This window comes from Kitasatospora sp. NPDC058048 (assembly GCF_042885555.1).
GTDB classification, from domain to species: Bacteria; Actinomycetota; Actinomycetes; order Streptomycetales; family Streptomycetaceae; genus Kitasatospora; species Kitasatospora lactacystinica.
Genome location: NZ_JBHVRT010000004.1, coordinates 150,423 through 173,323 on the forward strand (window position 1 = coordinate 150,423; position 22,901 = coordinate 173,323).

22 protein-coding genes are annotated in these 22,901 nt (G+C 74.8%); 16 read left to right on the top strand and 6 right to left on the bottom strand.

Going from position 1 to position 22,901, the window contains the following annotated elements; all coding sequences use genetic code 11:
* Window positions 1-276: 276 nt before the first annotated feature.
* The 11 genes from ACFVVA_RS06060 to htpX all read left to right on the top strand — a co-directional run bounded on the left by ACFVVA_RS06060 (window position 277) and on the right by htpX (window position 11,555).
* On the top strand, window positions 277-693 hold the full coding sequence (locus tag ACFVVA_RS06060; RefSeq protein ID WP_387686147.1) for an NADH-quinone oxidoreductase subunit A: 417 nt from the start codon (window positions 277-279) through the stop codon (window positions 691-693).
* A complete protein-coding gene (locus ACFVVA_RS06065) occupies window positions 684-1,394 on the top strand; it encodes an NADH-quinone oxidoreductase subunit B (protein WP_387686149.1) in 711 nt (236 codons plus the stop codon). Before ACFVVA_RS06060 ends, ACFVVA_RS06065 begins: the two co-directional genes overlap by 10 nt.
* Window positions 1,391-2,560, top strand: coding sequence for an NADH-quinone oxidoreductase subunit C (locus tag ACFVVA_RS06070; RefSeq protein WP_387686151.1), 1,170 nt, complete (start codon window positions 1,391-1,393; stop codon window positions 2,558-2,560). Before ACFVVA_RS06065 ends, ACFVVA_RS06070 begins: the two co-directional genes overlap by 4 nt.
* Window positions 2,557-3,516 (top strand): NADH-quinone oxidoreductase subunit NuoH, encoded by a 960-nt coding sequence (gene nuoH / locus ACFVVA_RS06075; RefSeq protein WP_387686153.1) that lies wholly within the window; start codon window positions 2,557-2,559, stop codon window positions 3,514-3,516. Before ACFVVA_RS06070 ends, nuoH begins: the two co-directional genes overlap by 4 nt.
* Window positions 3,513-4,082 (top strand): NADH-quinone oxidoreductase subunit I, encoded by a 570-nt coding sequence (locus ACFVVA_RS06080; protein WP_359897583.1) that lies wholly within the window; start codon window positions 3,513-3,515, stop codon window positions 4,080-4,082. The genes nuoH and ACFVVA_RS06080 overlap by 4 nt, the downstream gene beginning before the upstream one ends.
* Window positions 4,079-4,792 (top strand): NADH-quinone oxidoreductase subunit J, encoded by a 714-nt coding sequence (locus tag ACFVVA_RS06085; RefSeq protein ID WP_387686155.1) that lies wholly within the window; start codon window positions 4,079-4,081, stop codon window positions 4,790-4,792. Before ACFVVA_RS06080 ends, ACFVVA_RS06085 begins: the two co-directional genes overlap by 4 nt.
* Window positions 4,792-5,220 (top strand): NADH-quinone oxidoreductase subunit NuoK, encoded by a 429-nt coding sequence (gene nuoK / locus ACFVVA_RS06090; protein ID WP_387686157.1) that lies wholly within the window; start codon window positions 4,792-4,794, stop codon window positions 5,218-5,220. The genes ACFVVA_RS06085 and nuoK overlap by 1 nt, the downstream gene beginning before the upstream one ends.
* Window positions 5,217-7,271 (top strand): NADH-quinone oxidoreductase subunit L, encoded by a 2,055-nt coding sequence (locus ACFVVA_RS06095; protein WP_387686160.1) that lies wholly within the window; start codon window positions 5,217-5,219, stop codon window positions 7,269-7,271. The genes nuoK and ACFVVA_RS06095 overlap by 4 nt, the downstream gene beginning before the upstream one ends.
* 53 nt (window positions 7,272-7,324) lie before the next feature.
* A complete protein-coding gene (locus ACFVVA_RS06100; protein ID WP_387686162.1) occupies window positions 7,325-8,905 on the top strand; it encodes a NuoM family protein in 1,581 nt (526 codons plus the stop codon).
* A 56-nt stretch (window positions 8,906-8,961) separates the two neighbouring features.
* Window positions 8,962-10,503 (top strand): NADH-quinone oxidoreductase subunit N, encoded by a 1,542-nt coding sequence (locus tag ACFVVA_RS06105; protein ID WP_387686164.1) that lies wholly within the window; start codon window positions 8,962-8,964, stop codon window positions 10,501-10,503.
* Between the two features lie 188 nt (window positions 10,504-10,691).
* Window positions 10,692-11,555 (top strand): zinc metalloprotease HtpX, encoded by an 864-nt coding sequence (gene htpX / locus ACFVVA_RS06110; protein ID WP_387686166.1) that lies wholly within the window; start codon window positions 10,692-10,694, stop codon window positions 11,553-11,555.
* 17 nt (window positions 11,556-11,572) lie between these two features.
* Here the strand turns inward: htpX and ACFVVA_RS06115 are convergent, their stop codons facing one another.
* Window positions 11,573-13,027 (bottom strand): PLP-dependent aminotransferase family protein, encoded by a 1,455-nt coding sequence (locus ACFVVA_RS06115; RefSeq protein WP_387686168.1) that lies wholly within the window; start codon window positions 13,025-13,027, stop codon window positions 11,573-11,575.
* On the opposite strand from ACFVVA_RS06115, the gene ACFVVA_RS06120 reads away from it, so the two are divergent.
* The 3 genes from ACFVVA_RS06120 to ACFVVA_RS06130 all read left to right on the top strand — a co-directional run bounded on the left by ACFVVA_RS06120 (window position 13,026) and on the right by ACFVVA_RS06130 (window position 15,452).
* Window positions 13,026-13,934 carry a DMT family transporter gene (locus ACFVVA_RS06120; RefSeq protein WP_387686170.1) on the top strand — a complete coding sequence of 303 codons (909 nt, stop codon included), beginning with the start codon at window positions 13,026-13,028 and terminating at the stop codon, window positions 13,932-13,934. The two genes, ACFVVA_RS06115 and ACFVVA_RS06120, sit on opposite strands and share 2 nt — an antisense overlap.
* 132 nt (window positions 13,935-14,066) lie before the next feature.
* Complete coding sequence (locus ACFVVA_RS06125) at window positions 14,067-14,492, top strand: BlaI/MecI/CopY family transcriptional regulator (RefSeq protein WP_387686173.1); 426 nt, start codon at window positions 14,067-14,069, stop codon at window positions 14,490-14,492.
* Window positions 14,493-14,495: 3 nt separating this feature from the next.
* Window positions 14,496-15,452: a M48 family metalloprotease gene (locus ACFVVA_RS06130; protein WP_387686175.1), complete on the top strand. Its 957-nt coding sequence runs from the start codon at window positions 14,496-14,498 to the stop codon at window positions 15,450-15,452.
* Between the two features lie 19 nt (window positions 15,453-15,471).
* On the opposite strand, the gene ACFVVA_RS06135 is transcribed toward ACFVVA_RS06130, so the two are convergent.
* Window positions 15,472-16,185 (bottom strand): NAD(P)H-dependent oxidoreductase, encoded by a 714-nt coding sequence (locus ACFVVA_RS06135; protein ID WP_387686177.1) that lies wholly within the window; start codon window positions 16,183-16,185, stop codon window positions 15,472-15,474.
* 74 nt (window positions 16,186-16,259) lie between these two features.
* Between ACFVVA_RS06135 and ACFVVA_RS06140 the strand changes: the two genes are divergently transcribed.
* Window positions 16,260-17,255, top strand: coding sequence for a sigma-70 family RNA polymerase sigma factor (locus ACFVVA_RS06140; protein WP_387686179.1), 996 nt, complete (start codon window positions 16,260-16,262; stop codon window positions 17,253-17,255).
* 85 nt (window positions 17,256-17,340) lie between these two features.
* Here the strand turns inward: ACFVVA_RS06140 and ACFVVA_RS06145 are convergent, their stop codons facing one another.
* Window positions 17,341-18,345: an NADP-dependent oxidoreductase gene (locus tag ACFVVA_RS06145; protein ID WP_387686182.1), complete on the bottom strand. Its 1,005-nt coding sequence runs from the start codon at window positions 18,343-18,345 to the stop codon at window positions 17,341-17,343.
* 136 nt (window positions 18,346-18,481) lie between these two features.
* Between ACFVVA_RS06145 and ACFVVA_RS06150 the strand changes: the two genes are divergently transcribed.
* Window positions 18,482-19,417: a LysR family transcriptional regulator gene (locus ACFVVA_RS06150; protein ID WP_387686184.1), complete on the top strand. Its 936-nt coding sequence runs from the start codon at window positions 18,482-18,484 to the stop codon at window positions 19,415-19,417.
* Between the two features lie 47 nt (window positions 19,418-19,464).
* Here the strand turns inward: ACFVVA_RS06150 and mug are convergent, their stop codons facing one another.
* From mug to ACFVVA_RS06165, 3 genes are all read right to left on the bottom strand, one after another.
* Window positions 19,465-20,052 (bottom strand): G/U mismatch-specific DNA glycosylase, encoded by a 588-nt coding sequence (mug, locus tag ACFVVA_RS06155; protein WP_387686373.1) that lies wholly within the window; start codon window positions 20,050-20,052, stop codon window positions 19,465-19,467.
* A 14-nt stretch (window positions 20,053-20,066) separates the two neighbouring features.
* Entirely contained in the window at window positions 20,067-21,239 is a 1,173-nt protein-coding gene (locus ACFVVA_RS06160) for a phosphatase PAP2 family protein (protein WP_387686186.1), read from the bottom strand.
* A 147-nt stretch (window positions 21,240-21,386) separates the two neighbouring features.
* Window positions 21,387-22,550 carry a M24 family metallopeptidase gene (locus tag ACFVVA_RS06165; protein WP_387686188.1) on the bottom strand — a complete coding sequence of 388 codons (1,164 nt, stop codon included), beginning with the start codon at window positions 22,548-22,550 and terminating at the stop codon, window positions 21,387-21,389.
* Window positions 22,551-22,901 lie beyond the last annotated feature (351 nt).

The window sequence follows — 22,901 nt, forward strand, 5'->3', positions numbered from 1 at the left end:
CCCTCTTCGTCGTGCGGCTGGACCAAGCTTCCCGAACGGCGGGCGGGGGATGCCATGGGGGTGATACATCTTCCCGGCCGGGGGTTAACCCCACCCCCGGGCCCGGTCGCCGGCGGTCCGCCACGGTGTCCACCGGCCGTCTTGCGGACCGAGCAGGTTTCGGGCGGAGCGGAGAGGTCCCCTTAGACTCACGCTTTGGCCATCGTTAGGCCCGTGAGAGTAAACGTCGTAGAACTGTCCTTAGGGCGGGTTCTCGGCCGAGGTGGAGGCGAAGGCATGGAGGGGAAGCACGCGGCTGCCGTCGCGGCCGACCCGGCGGTCGGCAGCGGCTACTTCGACGCGTACGCCGCGATGGGTCTGCTGGCCGTCGTCGGGGTGCTCTTCGTCGCCGTGGCGTTCACCGCCAACCGGCTGCTGCGACCCGTGGTGTACTCGCCCGAGAAGCTCCTCACCTACGAGTGCGGAGTGGACCCGGTGGGCGAGGACTGGGCGCACACCCAGATCCGCTACTACGTGTACGCCTTCCTGTACGTGATCTTCGCGGTGGACGCGATCTACCTGTTCCCCTGGGCGACCGTCTTCGCCACCGCCGGGTACGGCTCCGGAACCCTGATCGAGATGTTCCTGTTCATCGGCTTCCTCGCGGTCGGGCTGCTCTACGCCTGGAAGAAGGGCGTTCTGGAATGGACGTGACGCACTCCCACTCGCACGGCGGCGCCGAGGGCGGTCCCGTTCCGCTCGGCCTGCCGGACCCCGCGCGCCCCGGCGCCGTCGAGCGCCGCGGCATCGGCCCGCTGGCCCGGCTCGCGCCGGACCCGGTCAAGGTGGTGCTCAACTGGGGCCGCCGCTACAGCCTCTGGTGCTTCAACTTCGGCCTGGCCTGTTGTGCGATCGAGTTCATCGCCGCGTCCATGGCCAAGCACGACTTCATCCGGATGGGTGTCATCCCGTTCGCGCCCGGACCCCGGCAGGCTGATCTGATGATCGTCTCCGGGACGGTGACCGACAAGATGGCGCCCGCCGTCAAGCGCCTCTACGAGCAGATGCCCGAGCCGAAGTACGTCATCTCCTTCGGTGCCTGCTCCAACTCCGGCGGCCCGTACTGGGACTCCTACTCGGTCACCAAGGGCGTGGACCAGATCATTCCGGTGGACGTCTACGTACCCGGCTGCCCGCCGCGGCCGGAGGCGCTGCTCCAGGGCATCCTCAAGCTCCAGGAGAAGATCGCCGCCGAGTCCCTGCCGGACCGCTACGCGGCGCCCGCGTCGGCGCTGCGCCGTCCGCTGGTGACCGGGCCCTCGCACGGCACCGGGACGGGTTCCGGGGACGTTCCCGAGGCCGGATCCCCGACCGGGGCGCAGGCCGGCTCTTCGACCGAGGGAGGGGTCTCGTGACTTCCGCCGAGCAGTGCGCGGCGTCGGTCGGGGAGTGGGCGACCGGCGCCGAGGCGTACGGGCTGATCACCGTCGACGTCCCGGCCGAGAACTGGATCGAGGCGCTCACCAACGCCCGGGACGTCCTGGGGCTGGGCTTCTTCGACTGGCTGAGCGCCGTCGACGAGCTCGCCGAGGGCTTCTCCGTGGTCGCGCACCTGGCCGCCGTCGAGGCGCCGGGCGTGCGGCACCTCGCGCTGCGCACCCGGGTGCCGCGCGACAAGGCGGCGCTGCCGACCGCCGTCGCCGTCTACGCCGGCGCCGCCTGGCACGAGCGCGAGACCCACGAGATGTTCGGCATCGACTTCCCCGGGCACCCCTACCTCGCCACCCTGCTGCTGCCGGACGGCTTCGAGGGGAACCCGCTGCGCAAGGAGTTCGTGCTCGCGGCGCGGGTCGCCAAGGACTGGCCGGGCGCCAAGGAGCCGGGCGAGTCCGATCACGGCGGCGGGCCGGCCCGGCGCAAGATGCAGCCGGCCGGCGTGCCGGACCCGAACGAGTGGGGGCCGCTCAAGGGCACCCTGCCGCCGGTCGCCGAGCGGCCCGCGCGCGGTGCGCGGGCGGCGGGCGCGGCGGCGCGGACGCCCCGGGCGGGCGCGGCCGGCGGTGCCGCCGCTGCCGGTGCCGGTGCCGGTGCTGCCGCCGCTGCCGGTGCCGGTGCTGCTACCGCCGCAGAGGGCGCCCCGCCGGTGCGGGCGGACCGGCCGCGACGGACCCGGTCGGTGTCCGAGGGGTCGGCGAGCCAGGCGGGCGCCGATGCCGCCGCCACTCCCGATGCTCCTGCGGTTCCCGATGCTCCTGCCGCTGCCGCCGTTCCCGCCGTTCCCGCCGCCGAGGGCGCCCCGCCGGTGCGGACGGACAAGCCGCGGCGGACCCGGTCGGTGTCCGAGGGGTCGGCGAGCCAGGCGGCCGGCGAACCGGCGGCCGAGCCCGCGGCTCCCGTACGGCCCCGGTCCTCCGACGCGCCCCGGTCCTCCGACGCGCCCTGGCACAACCCGGTGCCCGCCCACGACGAGAAGTCCTCGGGCGAGAAGCCGGGCGAGAAGCCGGGTGAACCCGGCGAACCGGGCGAGCAGAAGGACGAGACCTCGGCCGGAGCGGCCGACCAGGACGGAGACGGCGCGTGAACCTGCTCGACACGGTGCTGCGCTGCGTCGCCACCCTCGTCGTCTTCCTGGTCTTCCCGCTGGTCATCGGCCAGACCGAGCACAAGGTCATGGCGCACATGCAGGGCCGGCTCGGCCCGATGTACGCGGGTGGCTTCCACGGCTGGGCGCAGCTCGTCGCGGACGGCGTGAAGTTCGCGCAGAAGGAGGACATCGTCCCGGCCGGGGCGGACCGCCGGATCTTCCAGCTGGCGCCCGCCGTCTCGCTGCTGCCGTACCTCTTCGTGCTGCTGGCGATCCCGGTCGGCCCGAACGGCTTTGTCGGCCAGGCGATCGACGCCGGCCTGTTCTTCGTGCTGGCCGTGATGGGCGTCGGCGTGATCGGCAAGCTGATGGCCGGCTGGGCCTCGGCGAACAAGTTCTCGCTGCTCGGAGGCCTGCGCACGGCCGCGCAGCTGATGTCGTACGAGCTGCCGATGGTGCTGGCGGCGGCTTCGGTGGCGATGGCCGCCGGCACGCTGTCGCTGCCCGGGATCGTGGACGCCTGGGAGTGGTACTGGCTGCCCTGGCAGCTCATCGGCGCGTTCGTCTTCTTCACGGCCGGTCTGGCCGAGCTCCAGCGCCCGCCGTTCGACATGCCGATCGCCGACTCGGAGATCATCTTCGGCGCGTACACCGAGTACACCGGTCTGCGGTTCGCCCTGTTCCTGCTGTCCGAGTACGTGGGCATCCTGGTGGTGTCCGCGCTGACCGCGGTGCTCTTCCTGGGCGGCTGGCACGGACCGCTGCCGGACCAGCTCGGCTGGCTCTGGATGATCCTCAAGACCTTCGCGCTGGCCTTCGTGGTCATCTGGCTGCGGGTCACCTACCCGCGTCTGCGCGAGGACCAGCTGATGCGCTTCGCGTGGACGGTGCTGATCCCGCTCGCGCTGGTCCAGCTGGCCCTCACCGGCATCATCAAGGTGGCGATCTCATGAGCTTTCCCGGTATCGGCCTCGCCAAGGGCCTGGCCGTGACGCTGCGGACGATGACGAGGAAGAGCGTCACCGCGCAGTACCCCGACGTGCAGCCGGTGCTGCCGCCGCGCTCGCGCGGCGTCATCGCGCTGCTGGAGGAGAACTGCACGGTGTGCATGCTCTGCGCGCGCGAGTGCCCGGACTGGTGCATCTACATCGACTCCCACAAGGAGACGCTGCCGGCCGCCGAGCCGAACGCCCGGGCCCGCACCCGCAACGTGCTGGACCGCTTCGCCATCGACTTCTCGCTCTGCATGTACTGCGGGATCTGCATCGAGGTCTGTCCCTTCGACGCGCTGTTCTGGTCGCCGGAGTTCGAGTACGCGGAGACCGACATCCACGAGCTGACCCACGAGCGGGACAAGCTCCGCGAGTGGATGTGGACCGTCCCCGCGCCGCCGGCGCTGGACCCGGCGGCCGAGGAGCCCAAGGAGATCGCCACCGCGCGCAAGGCGGCGGACAAGCTGGCCGCGGCCGCCGCGGCGGCCGCGCAATCGGCCACCGACGAGAAGGGTGACGACGCGTGACCGGTGCCACCACGCTTCTCGCGGCGACCGGCTCCCTGGAGCCGGCCGCCCGTTCGTTCCTGTCCCCGACCGGCCAGGAGATCGTCTTCCTGCTGGTCGGCATCGCCGTGCTCGGCTCGGCCGTGGTCTCGGTGACCACCAGGCAGCTGGTGCACGCCGCGCTCTGGCTGGTGGTCGCGCTCGGCGGGCTGGCGGTGGAGTTCCTGCTGCTCACGGCCGAGTTCATCGCCTGGGTGCAGGTGCTGATCTACCTCGGCTCGGTGGTCGTCCTGGTGCTGTTCGGGCTGATGCTCACCAAGGCGCCGATCGGGCGCTCGCCGGACGCCGACTCCAAGAACCGCTGGGTGGCCCTGGTCGTGGCGCTGGCCGCGGCCGGGACCCTGGTCACGCTGGTCGTCGACGCCTTCCGGACCTCCTGGATCGACCTCGGCCAGGGCGGCGGCTCGGCCGCCGTCACCGGGGCCAGCCTGTTCCGGCACTGGGTGCTGCCCTTCGAGGCGCTGTCCGTGCTGCTGCTGGCGGCGCTGGTCGGCGCGATCGTGCTGTCGCGCGGCTCCAAGCGGCGGGTGCCGGCGCCCCGGGCGGGCCGGCTGCGCGCCGGGCGGCCGGTCGGGTCCAACGGGACGGTCGCCGCGACCGCGCCGAAGCCGGCTCCGGCGACCTCCGAGCAGGCGACCTCCGAGCAGTCGACCTCTGAGCAGGAGGGCTGATGCACCTCGCCTACCCCGCCGTCCTCGCCGCGCTGCTGTTCAGCGTCGGCGTGTACGGCGTGCTCGCCCGGCGCAACGCCGTCCTGGTGCTGATGTCCGTCGAGCTGATGCTCAACGCCGTCAACCTCAACCTGGTCGCCTTCGACGCCTGGCTGCGCGACTCGCTGCACGCCGGGCAGGCGCTCACCCTGTTCACCATCACCGTCGCCGCCGCCGAGATCGGACTGGGGCTCGCCATCGTCCTGCTGCTGTTCCGGGCCCGGGGCACCGCGGACATCGACCGGGCCACCGCGCTCGGCGACCCGGCCGAGGCGCTCGCCGTCGAGGAGACGCCGGTCGACGCCGAGACGCCGGTCGACGCCGAGACGCCGGTCGGCACCGGGGCGCCGGCCGACGCCGAGGCACTGAAGGGCCGGGCCGCCGCATGAACCTCGCCCTTCCCGTACTCGTCCCGGCGCTGCCCGCGCTCGGCGCCGCCGCGACGCTGGCCGTCGGCCGGAAGGCGCCCGGGCTGGCCCGGCCGCTGGCCGTCGTCCCGGTCGCCGTCTCGGCGGTGCTCGCCCTGGTGGTCGCCCTCCAGCTGGGCACCGGCCAGACCCTGGACGCCGCCACCCGGCTCACCCCGACCGGCGGCCCGGACATCGCCCTCGCCCTCCACCTGGACGGCTACAGCTCGCTGATCTCGGTGCTGGTCGGACTGGTCGCCACCTGCGTCCAGGTCTACTCGACCGCGTACCTCAAGGAGGACCCGCGCTACCCGTCCTACGCGGCGCTGGTCTCGCTGTTCACCGCGGCGATGTTCCTGGTGGTCTACTCGGGCGACCTGATCGTGCTGCTGGTCGGCTGGGAGGTCATGGGCCTGTGCTCGTACTTCCTGATCGGCCACCACTGGGAGACGGCGGACGCCCGCTCGGCCTCGCTGAAGGCCTTCCTGGTCACCAAGCTCGGTGACGTGCCGTTCCTGTTCGGGATCTTCCTGCTCGGCGCGGACGCCGGCAGCTTCCGCATCCCGGACGTGCTGGCGGCCGCGTCGGAGGGCCGGCTCGGGCACCCGACGCTGACCGCCCTGCTGCTGCTCGCCGGCGTGGCGGGCAAGAGCGCGCAGTTCCCGCTGCACACCTGGCTCCCGGACGCGATGGCCGGCCCGACCCCGGTCTCCGCGCTGATCCACGCCGCCACCATGGTCGCGGCCGGCATCTACCTGGTCGCCCGGCTGCTGCCGGTCTTCCTGCTGTCGGGCGCGGCGCTGGTCGTGCTCGCGGTGATGGCCGCCGTGACGATGATCGGCTCGGCGCTCTGCGCGCTCGCCCAGGACGACCTCAAACGGGTGCTCGCCTATTCCACCGTCGGCCAGCTCGGCTACATGGCCGGCGCGCTGGCCTCCGGTGACCGCGAGGCCTCGGTCTTCCACCTGGTCAGCCACGGCGCGTTCAAGGCACTGCTGTTCCTGGCCGCCGGTGTGGTGATCCACGCCGCGCACACCAACTCGATCTCCGCGATGTCCCGCATCCCCGGGCTGCGCAATCGCGTCCCCGACGCCTACTGGACGATGGGCATCGCGCTCGTCGCCCTGATCGGGCTGCCGCCGTTCTCCGGCTTCTTCAGCAAGGAGGCGGTGCTCACCGCCGCCGAGCACGCCGCCAACGGCGAGGCGCTGACCAACGGCCTCGGCCCGGCCTCGGCGGTGCCGCAGGCGGCCGGGTGGATCGTGCTGATCTCCGCCGGACTCACCGCGCTGCTCACCGCCGCGTACGCGGCCCGGCTGTTCCTGGTCGCGTTCCACAGCCCGGCCGGGGCCGCCGCGGCCGCACCGCAGGTGCTGCCCGCCGCCGACCGGGGCACCGTCGTGGCCGACCACGAGGCCGGTGCGCCGTACTCGCCCGAGCTCGACGAGGCCGACCCGGCCACGGCCGAGCCGCCCGCGATGCGCTGGCCGCTGTGGGTGCTGGCCGTGCCGACCATGGGCTTCGGCATCGCCGGCCTGCGCTCGGACTGGCTGCCCGCGCTCCTGGACGGCGGCTCGCTGCGGCCCTCCGCCGTCACCGCCGTCACCGGCACCGGGCTCGCCGTGGTCGGCGCGCTCGCCGCGTACGGCGCCTGGCGCTCGGCGGCCGCCCGGCTGGGCACCGGCCGCCCGGCACCGGCCGGCCGGGTGCCCGGGCAGGGCGGGGCCCCGGCCACCGAGGTGATCGTCGCCGACCCCGGGCGCACCCTGCTCGGCCCGCTGTTCGGCCCGGCCCGGCACGGCTTCGGCGTCGACCGGCTGTACCGGTCGCTGTTCGTCCGCCCGGTGGTCGCCGCCGCCAAGCTGGTCCGATTCCTCGACCGCGAGGTCGTCGAGGGCTACGTGCAGGGCAGCGGCATCGGCGCCAACCTGCTCGGCCGGGCCGTCCGGCTCGCGCAGACCGGGAACGCGCAGACCTACCTCAGCGCCCTGCTGGCCGCCGTCGTCCTGCTGGCCGTCCTGGTGGCGGTGTAGCCGGTGCTGCTGTTCTCCACCTCCGTCCCCTCGACCGCTGCTGGGAGCCCCCGATGAACGCAGTCCTCATCGCCCTCCTGGTGCTGCCGCTGCTCGGCGCCGCACTCACCCTGGCGCCGGTGTTCGGGCCGGACCGGGCCGTGGCCGGCCGGCGGGCACTGCGGCTGAACACCGTCGTCACCGGCGCGGTGTTCCTGCTCGCCGTCGCCCTCGCGGCCGGCTTCGACCAGGACGAGCCCGCCCGGATGCAGGCCACCACCGACGTGTCCTGGATCCCGGCCCTGCACGTGCGCCTCCACCTCGGGGTGGACGGCGTCTCGCTGCCGCTGATCGTGCTGACCGCACTGCTCACCTTTCTCTGCGCGCTCTACTCGGAGAAGCGGCTGCCGGGCGGGGACACCCGGGGCGGAGCCCCCGATGAGCCACGTCCGTCGGCGCAGGCCTTCGTCGGGCTGTTCCTCCTGCTCGAAGTCGGCATGCTCGCCACCTTCGCGGTGCTGGACCTCCTGCTCTTCTTCCTGGCCTTCGAGATCGTGCTGATCCCGATGTACTTCCTGATCGCCCGCTGGGGGAGCGGCGCGAAGGTGCCGGCCGCCAACCGGTTCATCCTCTACACCCTGCTCGGCTCGGCCGTGATGCTGCTCGGCTTCCTGCTGATCGGCAGCAAGGCCGGCACCTTCGACATGCAGGCCCTGGCCGCCGCGCACGGCAGCGGCCTGAGCCACACCACCCAGGTGGTCGCCGCGCTGGCGATCCTGGTCGGGCTCGCGGTCAAGGCCCCGGCCTGGCCGCTGCACAGCTGGCTCCCGGACGCCCACACCGCCGCCCCGACGGTGGGCTCGGTGCTGCTCGCCGGCGTGCTGCTGAAGATGGGCACCTACGGTCTGGTCCGCGTCCTCCTCCCGGTCGTGCCGGACGGCGCCAGCACGCTGGCCCCCTACCTGGGTGCCTTCGCGGCCGTCGGCATCGTCTACGGCTCCCTGGCCTGCCTGGCGCTCTCCCGCCCCGGCGCCAAGGGCGACCTCAAGCGCCTGATCGCGTACTCCTCCGTCGGCCACATGGGCTTCGTGCTGCTCGGCATCGCCTCCCTCACCCCGGTGGGCGTCAACGGCGCGCTGTTCGCCAACATCGCCCACGGCCTGATCACCGGCCTGCTGTTCTTCGTCGTCGGCGCGCTCAAGGACCGCTACGGCACGGCCGACCTCGACACCCTCGCCGGGGCCACCGGCGCCGCCCTGTACGGCCGGGCCCCGCGACTGGGCGTGCTGCTCGCCTTCGCCGCCGTCGCCAGCCTCGGCCTGCCCGGCCTGGCCGGCTTCTGGGGCGAGCTGCTCGCCATGTTCGGCGCGTTCGACCCGGCCGACGGCCTGTCGCGCCCCGCGTTCGTCACCTACATGGTCCTGGCCGGCCTCGGCACCCTCCTCACCGCCGCGTACCTCCTGATCGTGGTCAAGCGCGTCTGCATGGGAGACCCCGAGCAGCCCGCACCGGTGGCCGAGGTCGCCGACGTGCGCCCGTACGAGGCCGTCAGCTGGACGCCGCTGGCCGCGCTGACGCTGCTCGCCGGCCTCTGGCCCGCGCTGCTGCTCGGCCTCTCCGATCCCGCCGTCAAGCACCTCCTCGGGGGTGGCTGACCGTGTTCGCAGCCCAGACCGCCGCACTCGGACCTCACTCCACGGGGCAGCACACTGTGACCTCCCTCGCCGTAGCCAACCCGGGCAGCCTGATCCAGTCCGTGGACTGGGTGGCGATCGCACCGCCGCTGATCGCCGCCGTGGCCGCCCTCGCCGTGCTGCTCGCGGACCTGTTCCTGCCCGAGCGGCACAAGAAGTGGCTCGGCCGTCTCACCGCGGCCGGACTCGCCCTCGCCCTCATCGCACTCCTCCCCCTCACCGGTGGATCACCCCGAGCGACCTTCTGTGTGCAGAACGTAGCAGGGGGGTCCGACAACGGCGGCTGCTCGTACGTCGCCGACCACTTCGCGCTGGTGTTCCAGCTGCTCGCCCTCGGCGGCGCGCTGATCGCGGCGCTGCTGTCGGCGCACACGGTGGAGGACGAGCGGCTGCCGCGCGGCGAGTACTGGTTCCTGCTGCTCTCCAGCGCCACCGGCGCCGCGCTGCTGCCCGCCTCCCGCGACCTCGCCACCATGGTGATCGCCCTGGAGGTCGCCTCGCTGCCCGCCTTCGCCCTGGTCGCGCTGCGCCGGGACGGCCGGGGCGCCGAGGCCGCCTTCAAGTTCTTCGTCTCCTCGGTGACCGCGACCGCCGTGATGCTGCTCGGCGTCGGCTTCGTCTACGCGGCGAGCGGCAGCCTGCACCTCGGCGCCGTCGCCCAGGGCCTGGAGCACGCGCCCGGCCAGCTCAGGCCGCTGGCCGAGGCGGGCGCGGTGCTGACCCTGGTCGGCTTCGCCTTCAAGGTCGCCGCCGTCCCGTTCCACTTCTGGGTGCCCGACACCTACACCGGCGCGCCGCTGCCGGTGGCCGGCTACCTCTCGGTGGTCGGCAAGGCGGCCGGCCTGTCCGGGCTGGCGCTGGCCACCACCGTCGCCTTCCGCCCGTACGCCCACACCTGGGGCCTGGTGCTCGCGGTGCTGGCCGCCGTCACCATGACCGCCGGCAACGTCGGCGCGCTGCGCCAGCGCTTCGACACCCGGTACAGCGCGGTGCGGCTGCTCGCCTGGTCCTCGGTCGGCCAGGCCGGGTACCTGCTGGTTCCGCTCGCCGCGGCCGGCTACGCGCCGACCGGCGTCGACCCGCTCGGTGCCACCGCCGCGTACGCGCTGATCTACGGCGTGGTGAACCTCGGCGCCTTCGGGGTGGTCGCCGCCGTCGGCCGCCGGCCCGGGACCAGCGTGGACGACTTCCGCGGCCTGTTCGCCCGCAACCGCTGGACGGCGCTGGCGCTCGCCTTCTTCCTGCTCTGCCTGGCCGGGCTGCCGCCGGGCGTGATCGGCCTGTTCGGCAAGGTCGTGGTGTTCCGCGCGGCGGTCGACGCCGGGCTGGGCTGGCTCGCCGTGGTGATGGCCGTCAACGTGGTCATCGCCCTGTACTACTACCTGCTGTGGACGGCCCGGCTGTTCGCCCCGGGGGACGAGCCCCTCGGGGAGGCCGCCGCCGGGAGCCGTCTGCCGGTGGGCCTCGCCGCGACGCTGGGGCTCACCGCCTCGGCCGCCGTGGTCCTCTCGGTGGCGCCGCAGCTGGTCCTCCAGGTGGCGGGCGGCTCGCTGTTCTGAGCGGGCGCCGGACCGCCCCGGTGGTGCGGTCCGGGGCTGTCACGGCGGTGCCGGTGGTGCGGCGCTGCGGTGTCGCGTCGGTCACCGTGTCGGGTCACAAGGGAACAAGGCCCTCGGCCCCACCCGTTGACCGGGCACGAGGGACGAGGCAGAAAGGGCTTCCCCACCGCACCACTGGAGGGCCTGACGTGCACAGTCGGCACAACGGACTGAGGACCGCCGTCCTGCTCGGCGGCCTCTCGGCGCTGATCCTGGTGATCGGAAGCCTCTTCGGCCGCACCGGCTTCGTGATCGCCCTGCTGGTCGCCCTGGGGACCAACGCCTACGCGTACTGGAACAGCGACAAGCTCGCGCTGCGGGCCATGCGGGCCCGGCCGGTCAGCGAGTTCGAGGCGCCCCAGCTGTACCGGATCGTCCGCGAGCTCTCCACTGCCGCCCGCCAGCCGATGCCCCGCCTCTACATCTCCCCGACCCCCGCGCCCAACGCCTTCGCCACCGGCCGCAACCCGCGCAACGCGGCGGTCTGCTGCACCGAGGGCATCCTGCGGATCCTGGACGAACGCGAGCTGCGGGGCGTGCTCGGGCACGAGCTGAGCCACGTCTACAACCGGGACATCCTGATCTCCTCGGTGGCCGGGGCGCTCGCCTCGGTGGTGATGTTCCTGGTGAACTTCGCCTGGCTGATCCCGTTCGGGCGCAGCGAGGACGACGACGGCCCGGGGCTGTTCGGGATGCTCGCCATCATGATCCTCGGCCCGCTCGCGGCCGGACTGATCCAGATGGCGGTCAGCCGCTCCCGCGAGTACCAGGCCGACGCCGACGGCGCCCGGATCACCGGCGACCCGCTCGCCCTCGCGAGCGCCCTGCGGAAGCTGGACGCCGGCACCCGCCGGCTGCCGCTCCCGCCCGAGCCGCAGCTCCAGACCGCGAGCCACATGATGATCGCCAGCCCCTTCCGTCCCGGCGAGGCCGGCGCGAAGCTCTTCTCCACCCACCCGCCGATGGCCGAGCGGGTCGCCCGCCTGGAGCGGATGGCGGGACACGGGCGGTAGCGCACCGCCGTCCGGGGTCAGCCCGTCTCCTCCTCGTACGCGAGCCGCAGGCGGTGGACGCCCTCGGCGACCTGGGCGGGGCTCTCCGCCGCGGCGTAGCTGAGGCGCAGGTGGGGGGCCGGGGGTTCGGCGGGGTGGTAGGGGCGGCCGGGGGAGACCTGGACGCCGGCGCGCAGCGCGGCCGCGGCGAGGGCGGTGTCGTCGACGCCGTCCGGGAAGCGCAGCCACAGGTGGTAGCCGCCGGGGCGGTGGGTGCCGAGGACGCCGGGCAGCTCGCGGTGCAGGGCGGCGACGGCGGCGGTGCGGCGGTCGCGCAGTTCGGCGCCGAGAGTGCGCAGGTGACGGGCCCAGGCGGGGTCGGCGACCAGTTCCAGGGTGGCCTCCTGCAGCGGCCGGGGCACGAAGAAGCTGTCCACCACCTGGGTGGCCCGCAGCCGGGCCAGCGCCGGTCCGCGCGCGGTGAGGGCGCCGACCCGCAGGTTGGGGGAGGCCGCCTTGGTCAGCGAGCGCAGGTGCACCACGACCCCGTCCCGGTCGTCGGCGGCGAGCGGGCGCGGCAGCGCGGGGGCGTCCGCGTGGACCAGCAGCCGGGCGAAGTCGTCCTCGACCACGAAGGCCCCGGCGGCCCGGGCGATCCGCAGCACCTCCTCCCGCCGTTCGGGCGACAGCACCGCCCCGGTGGGGTTCTGGAACAGCGGCTGGCAGACGAGGACCCGTGCCCGGGTGGCCGCGAAGGCGTCCGCCAGCAGGTCGGTGCGCAGGCCGTCGGCGTCGACCGGGACCGGTACGGGCCGCAGCCCGGCCGCCCGGACGACCGCCAGGATGCCCGCGTACGTCGGCGACTCCACCAGCACCGGCGAGCCGGGCGCGGCGAGCGCCCGCATGGCGACGGTCAGCCCGCTCTGCCCGCCGGAGGTGATCAGGACGTCCCCGACGCCGATCGGCCCGCCGTGGCCGCCGATGTCCCGGGCGAACCAGCCGCGCAGTTCGGTGAGGCCGTCGGTGGGCGGGCGGTCCCAGGCGCCCGGTCGCCGGCCGGCCCGGGCGAGCGCGGCGGCGAGCAGCCGCTCGGGTAGCAGCGAGGCGTGCGGGTAGCCGCTGTTGAGGTCGACGACGTCGGGCGGCGGCACCCGGAGGGTGGCGAACACGGGGGCGGCGAGCAGGTCGCGCGGGCCGGAGTCGGCGCTGAGCGCGATCTGCTGCCAGGAGAGGTCGCCGGTGCGGCCGGACGGTGCGGCGGGGACGGCCGGGGCCGCGGCGAAGGCCGCCGCCCGGAACACCCCGGCGCCGGGCCGGGAGACCACCAGCCCCTCGGCCACCAGGACCGCGATGGCCCGGGAGACCGTCACCGGGCTGACCTGGTGACGGTCCACCAGCGCCCGGCTGGAGGGCAGCTTCCGTCCCTCCGGGTAGCGCTCGACCTCCCGCCGCAGGATGTCGGCGAGTTCGGTCACACTGCTACGCTCGTTCATGACGGCACAAGATAGCGCTACCCGGCCTCGGGCGGTAGCACCTCGCCAGGCCCCCACGTCCGGCACCGCCCTCGCGGCCCTCGCCGTGGCCTCCTTCTCGCTCTCCTTCCCGGCCACCGCGTGGTCCCTGACCGGCTTCGGCCCCTGGTCCGCGACCGGCCTGCGCGGCGCCCTCGCCGGTCTGCTGGCCGTCCTCCACCTGGCGGCCGTCCGCGCCCCGCTGCCGCAGCGGCGGCACTGGCCCGGACTGCTGGTGGTCTCCGGCGGCTGCGTCCTCGGCTTCCCGCTGCTGACCACGCTCGCCCTGCGCACCTCCTCGACCGCCCACTCGGCGGTGGTCATCGGCGTGCTGCCGCTGGCCACGGCGACGGTCGCGGCGCTGCGCACCGGCCGCCGGCCGTCCGGGGCGTTCTGGGCGGCGGCGCTCGCCGGGGCCGCCGCCGTACTCGCCTTCACCCTGGTGCAGAGCCACGGCCGGCCGACCGTCGCCGACCTCTACCTGTTCGCGGCGGTACTGCTCTGCGCCGCCGGGTACGCCGAGGGCGGGCGGCTCTCCCGGGACCTGCCGGGCGCCCAGGTGATCGCCTGGGCGGTGGTCGCCGCCCTGCCCGCGACGCTGCTGACCGCGGCGCTCGGGCTGGGCGCCGAGCCGGTGCGGTTCGGGGCGCAGGCCCTGGTCGGGCTGGCCTACACGGCGGCGGTCTCGCAGCTCGGCGGGTTCGTGCTCTGGTACCGGGGGATGGCCGCGATCGGGGTGCCGAGGGCCAGCCAGCTCCAGCTCGCGCAGCCGCTGCTGACACTGGTCTGGTCGGTGCTGCTGCTCGGCGAGCGGCTGCCGGCCGCGGCGCCCGTCACCGCGGTGGTGGTGCTGGTCTGCATCGCGGTGACCCAGCGGGCCCGGACCTGACCCGCGGGCGCCGCAGGGCCGCGCCGTACGTCCCCGAACCCCCGCTCCGACCGGTTCGGCGCGGCCCCTTGCTCGTTAGGATGAACCCGTGCCCGTCGGTCCGGGCGAGGCATCCGGAGGGAGTGGGCCGTCATGGCAGACGAGAGGCACGCCCCGGCGGCCGGGGACGCGCCGACCCGGCGCCGCGGTCAGGGGGAGCTGGAGGCGCAGGTGCTCGCGGTGCTCCAGCAGGCGCCCGGCCCGGCCGCCGCGGGATGGGTCCAGGAACGCCTGGAGGGCGACCTGGCCTACACCACGGTGATGACCATCCTGTCCCGGCTGCACGCCAAGAGCGCCGTGACCAGGACCCGCTCCGGGCGTTCCTACCTGTGGCAGGCCTCCTCGGACGCCGCCGGGCTGGCCGCGCTGCGGATGCGCCGGATGCTCGACGGGGAGGCGGACCGGGACGCCGTCCTGGCCAGTTTCGTCAGCGCGCTGCTGCCGCACGACGAGGAACTGCTCCGGGCGCTGCTGGACGCCGCGTCCGCCGATCCGGCAGTGCCCGACCGTGAGAGCTGACCCGTGGGCCTCTTCGTCTTCCTCCCGCTCGTCCTGCCGCTCACCGCGGTCCCGATCGCGCGCCTGACCGAACAGCACCTGCACCCGCGCGGCGCGGCCCGGCTGATGACCGTGATCAGCGCGGTGATGGCGGTGTGCAGCGCGCTCTGCCTCGGGCTGATCGGCGTGGTGGGCACCGCGCAGATCCCCGGCAACCCGCTGCCGGACAGCTGGTCCGACCCGGAGGTGCGGGCCGCGCTGCCGTACCACGAGACGGTCGGCACGGCCGCGATGTGGCTGCTGGCCCTGGTGGTCCTCGCCTGCGCCCGGACGCTCGTGCGGCACCTGCGGGTGCGGGCCCGGGCCCGCCGGGCGCTGAGCGGGCTGCCCGTCGGGACGGGACCGGCCGGCGACCTCGCGGTGCTGCCGGACCGGAGCCCGTACGCCTACGCGCTGCCCGGCTCGCCCGGCCGGGTCGTGGTCTCCACCGGGATGCTGGCCGGCCTGGCCGCCGACGAGCGCGAGGCGCTGCTCGCCCACGAGCGGGCGCACCTGCGCCACCGCCACCACCGGTACCTGCTGACCACCCAGCTCGCCGCCTGCGTCAACCCGTTCCTGCGGCCGCTGCAGGACGCGGTGGCGTACAGCGCGGAGCGGTGGGCGGACGAGGACTCGGCGCAGGCCGTGGGGGACCGCCGGATCACCGCGCGGGCGGTGGCCCGGGCGGCCCTGGTCTCGCACGCCGCCCCGGCCCCCGGCTTCGCGGCCTTCGCCGCCCCGGCCGCGGCGGCCGGCCCGGTGCCGCGCCGGGTCGCCGCGCTGCTCGGCCCGGTGCCGACCTCCCGCAACTGGCCGCCGGCGAAGACCCCGGCGGGCCTGGCGGCGATGGTCGCGGCGATCGGTACGGCGGCGTCGGCGCTGTGCGCGCTCAACGCCGCCGTGGCCCTGCTGGTGGTGCTCAAGGCCGTCACCCCGCTGTAGCCGGCGGGGCTCCGGAGCGTCACGCCGCTGCGGCCGGTGGGCTCTGGAGCGTCGCGGCCAGCTCGTCGACGGCGGCCTCGGCCGCCGCCAGGGATTCGGCAGCGAGCGGCTGGAAGGCGTTCAGCGCCGGGATGTCCGCGGCCCGGGTGAGCTCGGCGGTGACCACGTGCAGGTGCTCCGCCGCCACCCCGATCCGGTCGAAGTACGCCCGCAGGTACGGGACCTGGAAGTCGCAGTGGGCACGCGGCGTGCCCGGCCCGTAGCCGCCGCCGCGGACCGCGACGACCACCACGCGGGTGTCGCGCAGCAACGGCTCGCCGGTCTCCGGATCGTGGTGGACGCCGGGGAAGGTGACCCGGTCGATCCACGACTTGAGGCCGGCCGAGACGGTGTAGTTGTACATCGGGCTGCCGACCAGCAGGACGTCGGCGGCCCGCAGCTCCTCGATCAGCGGACGGCTGAGCGCCCACTCCCGCGCCTCGTCCGGCCCCTCGGCGAGACGGCCGATGTCGTCCAGCGGGAGCACCCCCTTGCGCTCGGTGCGGCGGCCGAGGGCGTCGTAGGCGGCGCGCACCGGGGGCACCGGGTCGGCGGCGAGGTCGCGGTACCGGTGCTGGGCGCGGGCGCCGTGGCGGGCGCGCCAGGCGTCGGCGAAGCGGGCGGTCAGGGCGTGGCTCACCGAACCGGACGGGCTGATGCTGGAATCCAGGTGGAGCAGCGTGGTGGAGGTCATGGCGGTCTCCTGGTCACCTCGGAGGGGGACGGATCGTCATAGCGGTGACGAGCCGCGCCGAGGAAAGGTGACCGATGGACCGGAACGCGATGCCGGGGGCGGCGGACGGGCGGGAGCGGAGCGGGGGAGCGGCCTCGGGGGCGGGACGCCCGGAGGCCGAACGCTCGGACACCGTGCGGGTGAACGCCGAGCGCTCGGACGCCGAGCGCGTGAACGCCGAGCGTTTCGAGGCCGAGCGCGGCCGGCTGCGGGCGATCGCCCAGCGGATGCTCGGCTCGACCGGCGAGGCCGAGGACGCCGTGCAGGAAGCCTGGCTGCGGCTGGTCCGCACCGATCCGGCGGAGATCGGCAACCTGCCCGGCTGGCTGACCACGGTGGTCTCCCGGATCTGCCTGGACCTGCTGCGGGCCCGTGCCGCGCGCCGCGAGGAGCCGACCGACGAGGCGCTGCCGGACGGCTCGGGCGGCGGCCCCGAGCCGGAGCGGGAGGCGCTGCTGGTCGAGTCGGTGGGCCGGGCGCTGCTCGTGGTGCTGGACCGGCTGGGCCCGGCCGAGCGGGTCGCCTTCGTGCTGCACGACGGCTTCGCGGTGCCCTTCGACCGGATCGGGCCGATCCTCGGACGGACCCCGGTGGCCGCCAAGAAGCTGGCCAGCCGGGCCCGGCAGCGGGTCCGCGGGACGGCCGCGCTGCCTCCGGAGCCGCTGGCCGGGCACCGGCGGGTGGTGGAGGCCTTCCTGGCCGCCGCCCGGGGCGGGGACCTGGCCGAACTGCTGTCCGTGCTGGCTCCCGACGTGGTGCGCCGGGCCGATCCGGCGGCGCTGGGGCCCGGCCGCGACCCGGTGGCCCGGGGCGCGCGGGCCGTCGCCCGGGAGACCACGGTCTTCGGCCGCCGGGCCCGCTACGGCGCGGTGGCCCTGGTGGACGGGGCGCCCGGCATCCTGATCGCCCCGGACGGGCGGCTGCGGCTGGTGCTGCGGGTGGCGGTCGCGGACGGCCGGGTGGCCGGCTACGAGGTGGTGGCGGACCCGGCCCGGCTGGCCGCGCTCGACCTGGCCGTCCTGCCGGAGTGAGCCCTCGCCCGGGCGGGGGTTGCCGGGCCGTGTCCCGCCCGGGCGAGTCCTGCCCGGTGGGCGCGCCGGGCAGGCCGGCGCCGGGTCAGTGGGCGATCCGGACCAGCATCTTGCCGGTGTTGGCGCCGCGCAGCATGCCGAGGAAGGCGTCCACCACCCGGTCGAAGCCGTCCACGACGGTCTCGTCCGGGACGACGGCGCCCGAGCGCAGGTGCGGGACCAGGAAGTCGTACAGCTCCGGCCGGGCGTCGAGGTGGTCGCGGACCAGGAAGCCCTCCAGCCGCAGGCTCTTCCCGACCACGTCGAACAGGTTGCGCGGGGCGGCCGGCGGGTTCCCGAGCCGGTTGTACTGGGCGACCGCGCCGCACCAGGCGATCCGGCCGTGCTCGCGCAGGGCGCCGATGGCGGCCTCCAGGTGGTCGCCGCCGACGTTGTCCAGGTAGGCGTGCAGCCCCTCGGGGGCGGCCTCGCGCAGGCGGTCCGCGATCGGGCCGTCGTGGTAGTCGAAGGCGGCGTCGAAGCCGAGCCGCTCGGTGAGGCGGGCGGCCTTGGCGGCGGAGCCGGTGCTGCCGACGATCCGTCCGGCGCCGAGCAGCCGGGCGAGCCGCCCGGCGGCGGTGCCGACGCCGCCGGCGGCCGCCGAGACGAAGAGCGTCTCGCCGGGCTGGAGCCGGGCGATCCTGGTCAGCGCGACCCAGGCGGACAGGCCGGTGCCGCCGAGCACCGACAGGTGGGAGCTGAGCGGGACGCCGGCGAGATCGGGCAGCAGGCTCGCCCGCTCGGCGGTGACCACCGCGTGGGCGCGCCAGGCCTGGCGGTGCTGGACCAGTGCCCCGACCGGCAGGGCGTCGGCCCGGGACTCCACCACCCGGCCGAGGGCGCGGCCCTCCAGCGGGGCGTGCAGCTCCCAGCCGCCCTCCTCCATCTCCTCGCGCATGTACGGGTCGACGGACTGGTAGAGGTTCTCGACCAGGGCCTCACCCGCCGCGAGGGCCGGGACGGTCTCCTCGACGAAGGCGAAGTTCGCGGCGGTCGGCGCCCCGTCGGGGCGGGAGACCAGGTGGACGGCGCGGGTGGTGGGGCGGGACATCGGGGGCTCCGGACGGGTGAGGACGGGCGGACGTGATCACCGTAGGAAGCGCGGGAGCCGCCGGGTAGGGGCGCCGGTCGATGGAACGGCAGCATCCATGAGCAGGATCGATGGATCGCGGGATAGGTTCGGCCGCATGACCGATCTCGCCCCGCACGAGCTGCGGACCCTGGTCGCCGTCGAGGAGGAGCGGAGCTTCACGGCGGCCGCCGCACGCCTGGGCAGTACCCAGTCCGCCGTCTCGCACGCCGTCCGCGCCTGCGAGCGGAAGCTCGGCACGGTGCTCTTCGACCGGGGGCGCCACGGCGCGCGCCCCACCGAGGGCGGCGCGCGAGCGGTGGCGTACGCCCGCCGGATCCTGCGGCTGCTGGACGCGATGGGCCCCGAGGTGCGCGGCGCGGGAGCGGACGGGCCGCTGACCGGCACCCTGCGGATCGCCGCCTTCCGCAGTGCCGCCGCCCACCTGCTGCCGCCCGTCCTGGCCCGGCTGGCCGAGCGCCACCCCGGCCTCGGCACCCACGTCCGGATCGTCCGGGAACTCGGCCGCGGCACCGCCGGGGAGGTCGCCGACGGTCGCGCCGACCTCGGGCTGGCGACGCTCGACGCGGGCGGCCCGCCACCCGCCCCGGGCCTGGTCGCGGTGCGGCTGTACGAGGAGTCGTACGCGCTCGCACACCCGCACGGCCATCCGGCGCCGCGCGAGCTCCCGCTGGTCGACTGGGACGAGAACTGCGGCTCGTACACCCGGGACTGGTGGCAGCGGCAGGACTGGATCCCGCCCGCGACCGTGGACGTGGAGGACGACACGGTGGCCCTCTCGCTGGTCGCCCAGGGCCTCGGCATGGCGATCATGCCCCGGACGGCCCTGCTCGGCGCCCCGGCCGGCCTCGCCGTCACCGACCTCGGGCCGCGGCCGCCCAGCCGCTCGGTCGGGTACGTCACCACGTCCGAGCTGGCCGGGACGGCCGCCGTCCGGGCGCTGATCCGCGAGCTGCGCGAACTGCCGCTGCCGGCCGGGCTGTCGGCGGCCCGGTCCCCGGCCGGCCGGTCCGCGACGGTTCAGGCCCCGTAGGGCCGGGTCCCGCGGGCCCGGTCCATGGAGGCCCCAGCCCCGCGGGCTCAGGCCTCCATGGACCGGTTTCCGGCGGCTGGGCCCTCGACGGGCCGGTCCTCGACGGCCTCCCGGAGCCTGCGGAACTCCTCGGCCAGCCCGTCCAGGGTGTAGTGGGCGTTGAGGCCGCTGGGGTTCGGCAGCACCCACACCTCGGTGCCGCCGATGCCCTCCGGTTGCCGCCCCGGCACGGCCCGGCGCTGCCCGAAGGCCGTCCGGTAGGCGCCGATGCCGAGCACGGCCAGGACGCGCGGGCGCAGCCGCAGCACCCGTGCGCGCAGCGCGGCGCCGCCCTCGCGCAGCTCCTCGGCGGTCAGCTCGTCCGCCTTGGCGGTGGTGCGCGGGACGACGTTGGTGATGCCCAGGCCGAGTGCGAGCAACTCCCGCTGCTCGTCCGGGCGGTACTGGCGCCCGGTGAAACCGGAGCGGTGCAGGGCCGGCCAGAAGCGGTTGCCCGGGCGGGCGAAGTGATGACCGGTGGCGCCGGACCACAGGCCCGGGTTGATGCCGCAGAACAGCACCCGCAGCCCGGGACCGGAGATGTCCGGGATGGTGGTGTCCTTGGCGGCCAGCAGCTGCTCGGCGGTGGGCTTCATCGGTGCGCTCGGATTCACCCGGCCAAGTCTGCCGTGCCCTTGGCCACGGCCTTCGCCGTGCCCTTGGCCACGGCCTTCGCCTCCTTCGCCGTGCGCTCGGCGGTGTCCCTGGCGATCTCCTCGGCCGCGTCCCCGGCGGTGGGCTCGACCGCGCGCTCGGCCGTGTCCTCCGCCGGGCCCGGGGCCGGGGTCTGGGCCTGGGTCGGCCCCGAAGTCGCGGCGGCCGCCCGGCGGTTGCGCAGCCGGCGCAGGCCGAACACCACCACGGCCGCGTAGGCCCAGCCGACGAAGACGTCGATGATGAAGTGCTCCGCGCCGTAGACCAGGGTGAAGGTCATCGCGAGCGGGTAGGCGACCAGCACGGCCCGCAGCCAGCGGTTGGCGGTGGGCCAGAAGAAGAACAGCAGCATCGCCGGGTAGGCGGAGTGCAGCGAGGGCATCGCGGCGACGTCGTTGGCGAACTGACTGCCGTTCTCCAGCAGGGAGTCGGCCTGCGGCAGCCCGCTCACCGAGATCACTTCCCAGACCACCCGGGACAGGTGCGGCAGGTTGCCCTCCTGGGACACCAGCCACGGCGGGTCGGCCGGGTAGAGGAGATAGGTGGCGAAGCCGGCGAAGGTGAGCGTCAGGTAGGCGGCGAGCAGCTGCCGGAAGCGGTGGTGCGCGCGCCGCCAGAGCACCGCGAGCAGCAGGAAGACCACGAAGAAGTGCGAGAGGTAGACGGCCACCGCGGCGTAGTCGTACCAATGCGGTGAGCCGGCGGTGTAGAGCGCGTGCTGGAGCCGGACGGTCCAGGTCTCGCCGAGGCCGAGCACCTCGTCGAAGCGCAGCTGGGGCAGCCAGTGCGGGGCCCACGGGGTGTGGGCGCCGTAGCCGCGCAGCAGTGAGTACGCCCACACCACGGCCATCACCGGGACCCAGTCGCGCAGGACCAGGAGGAAGCCGCGGGGGCCGTGCCCGCTGTGCACGGCGGCGGTCAGCAGGGCGGCGATGAGCCAGAGGAACAGCACGTCGTTGGCCGCGGGGATGCCCTCGGTGCTCAGGAACCAGAGGAGGCACGTCAGGTAGAGCGGCCAGGCCAGCCACCGGAGTCTCGACCAGCCCGTCACGCGTGGGCGGGGCGGAGGCACCGGGCGTGGCTGCCCGGCCCGCGCGTCGTGCGGGGCCGGGGGGAGGGTCTTGGTCATGCGCACCGAAACTAGCAACCCAAACTTGGAGGACTCTGGGTGAAATATGACTGGATCGTAAGAACGTCCGATCCGGTCGACACCCGGTTCGACAGGTGAATTCGACTGTTGGTTCGACAGGTGGTTCGACGCACGGTCAGGCGCGGGTCAGGCCACGATGCCCAGCTCGTGCGGGGTGTTGTTGAAGCGTCGGCCGCCGGCCGGGGTGACGGTCACGATGTCCTCGATCCGCACCCCGAACCGGCCGGGCAGGTAGATCCCCGGCTCGATCGAGAAGCACATGCCCGGCACCAGCGGCCGTTCCTCGCCCTCGACCAGGTACGGAGGTTCGTGCGTGGTGGTGCCGATGCCGTGGCCGGTGCGGTGGATGAAGTACTCGCCGTACCCGCCCTCGGTGATCGCCCGGCGGGCGATCCGGTCGATCTCCTGGCAGGCTACCCCGGGGCGCACCGCCTCGAAGGCGGTCTGCTGGGCCAGTCGGACCAGCTCGTGCACCTTGCGCACCTCGTCCGGGACGTCCGCCCCGACATGCACCGTCCGGGTGGTGTCGGAACCGTAGCCGTCCTTGAGACCACCGAAGTCCAGCACCACGGTGTCACCCGTACGGATGACCCGGTCACCGGCCTCGTGATGCGGGTTGGCGCCGTTCGGCCCCGAGCCGACCACGGTGAAGTCGACCTGGCTGTGCCCGTACTGGATGAGCAGCGCGCCGAGGTCGGCGGCCACGTCGGTCTCCCGGCGGCCGGCGAACTCGACCTCCAGGATGCCCCGGTAGGCGGCGTCCGCCGCGCCGCCGGCGGCGGCCAGGCGGTCCAGCTCCTCGGTGTCCTTGACGGCGCGCAGCATCGGCAGGCAGTCGGTGAGCGAGGTGAAGGAGACGCCGGGCAGCGCGGCCTGGAAGCCGAGCAGGTGCAGTGCCCAGGTGTTGTCGGAGACGCCGTACCGTCCGGCCGGGTCGAGCAGCGGGCCGACGGTGGCGAACGGGTCCTCGCCGTCGGACCAGTCGAGCAGCCCGACGGCCGGGGCACCGACCGCCTTCTCGGCATCCGGGCGCTCCAACTTCGGCACCACCAGAGCGGGTTCGCTTCCGGCGGTGAGGACGAGGGCGGTCAGCCGCTCGGTGATCGCGGTGGGCGAGTAGCCGCACAGGTAGGCCAGATCGGGACCGGGGGCGACGACCAGGCCGGCCAGACCGGCGGCGGTCGCCTCGGCGGTGGCGCGGGACATCCGGGCGGTGTGGTCCTCGACGGTGAAGGGGCGGGGCACGGCGGTTCCTCCTCGGGGGCCGGACGGGCGCTGCTGGGACTCCATCGCGTCAACTCCATCACTTCCTCGTCGAGTTGGCGAAGCTCTCGGGGAGGAACCGGCGCGATCTGGACGGCGCTGCGGAACGCTCTCCGGGCGGCGAGGCGCGGGCGGGCGGGGCGTGTCCGTGGAACGCATCCGGTCCTCCTCCAGTCCTCCTCCGGTACGGCGCCGTAGTGGCTCAGGACGTGGGCCGCGTGAGCCGCGTGGGCCGCGCGCTGGTCGCGCTGGTCGCGCGGGCGGCGCGGGGTCCGGCGCGGTGGGTCCGCGGCCCGCCCCGGGAAGCCCTCGGGGGAGGGCCGTACCCGGCCAGTTCACCCGGTTGCCGGGCCCGCCGCATGCGGCGGACGGCCGTGC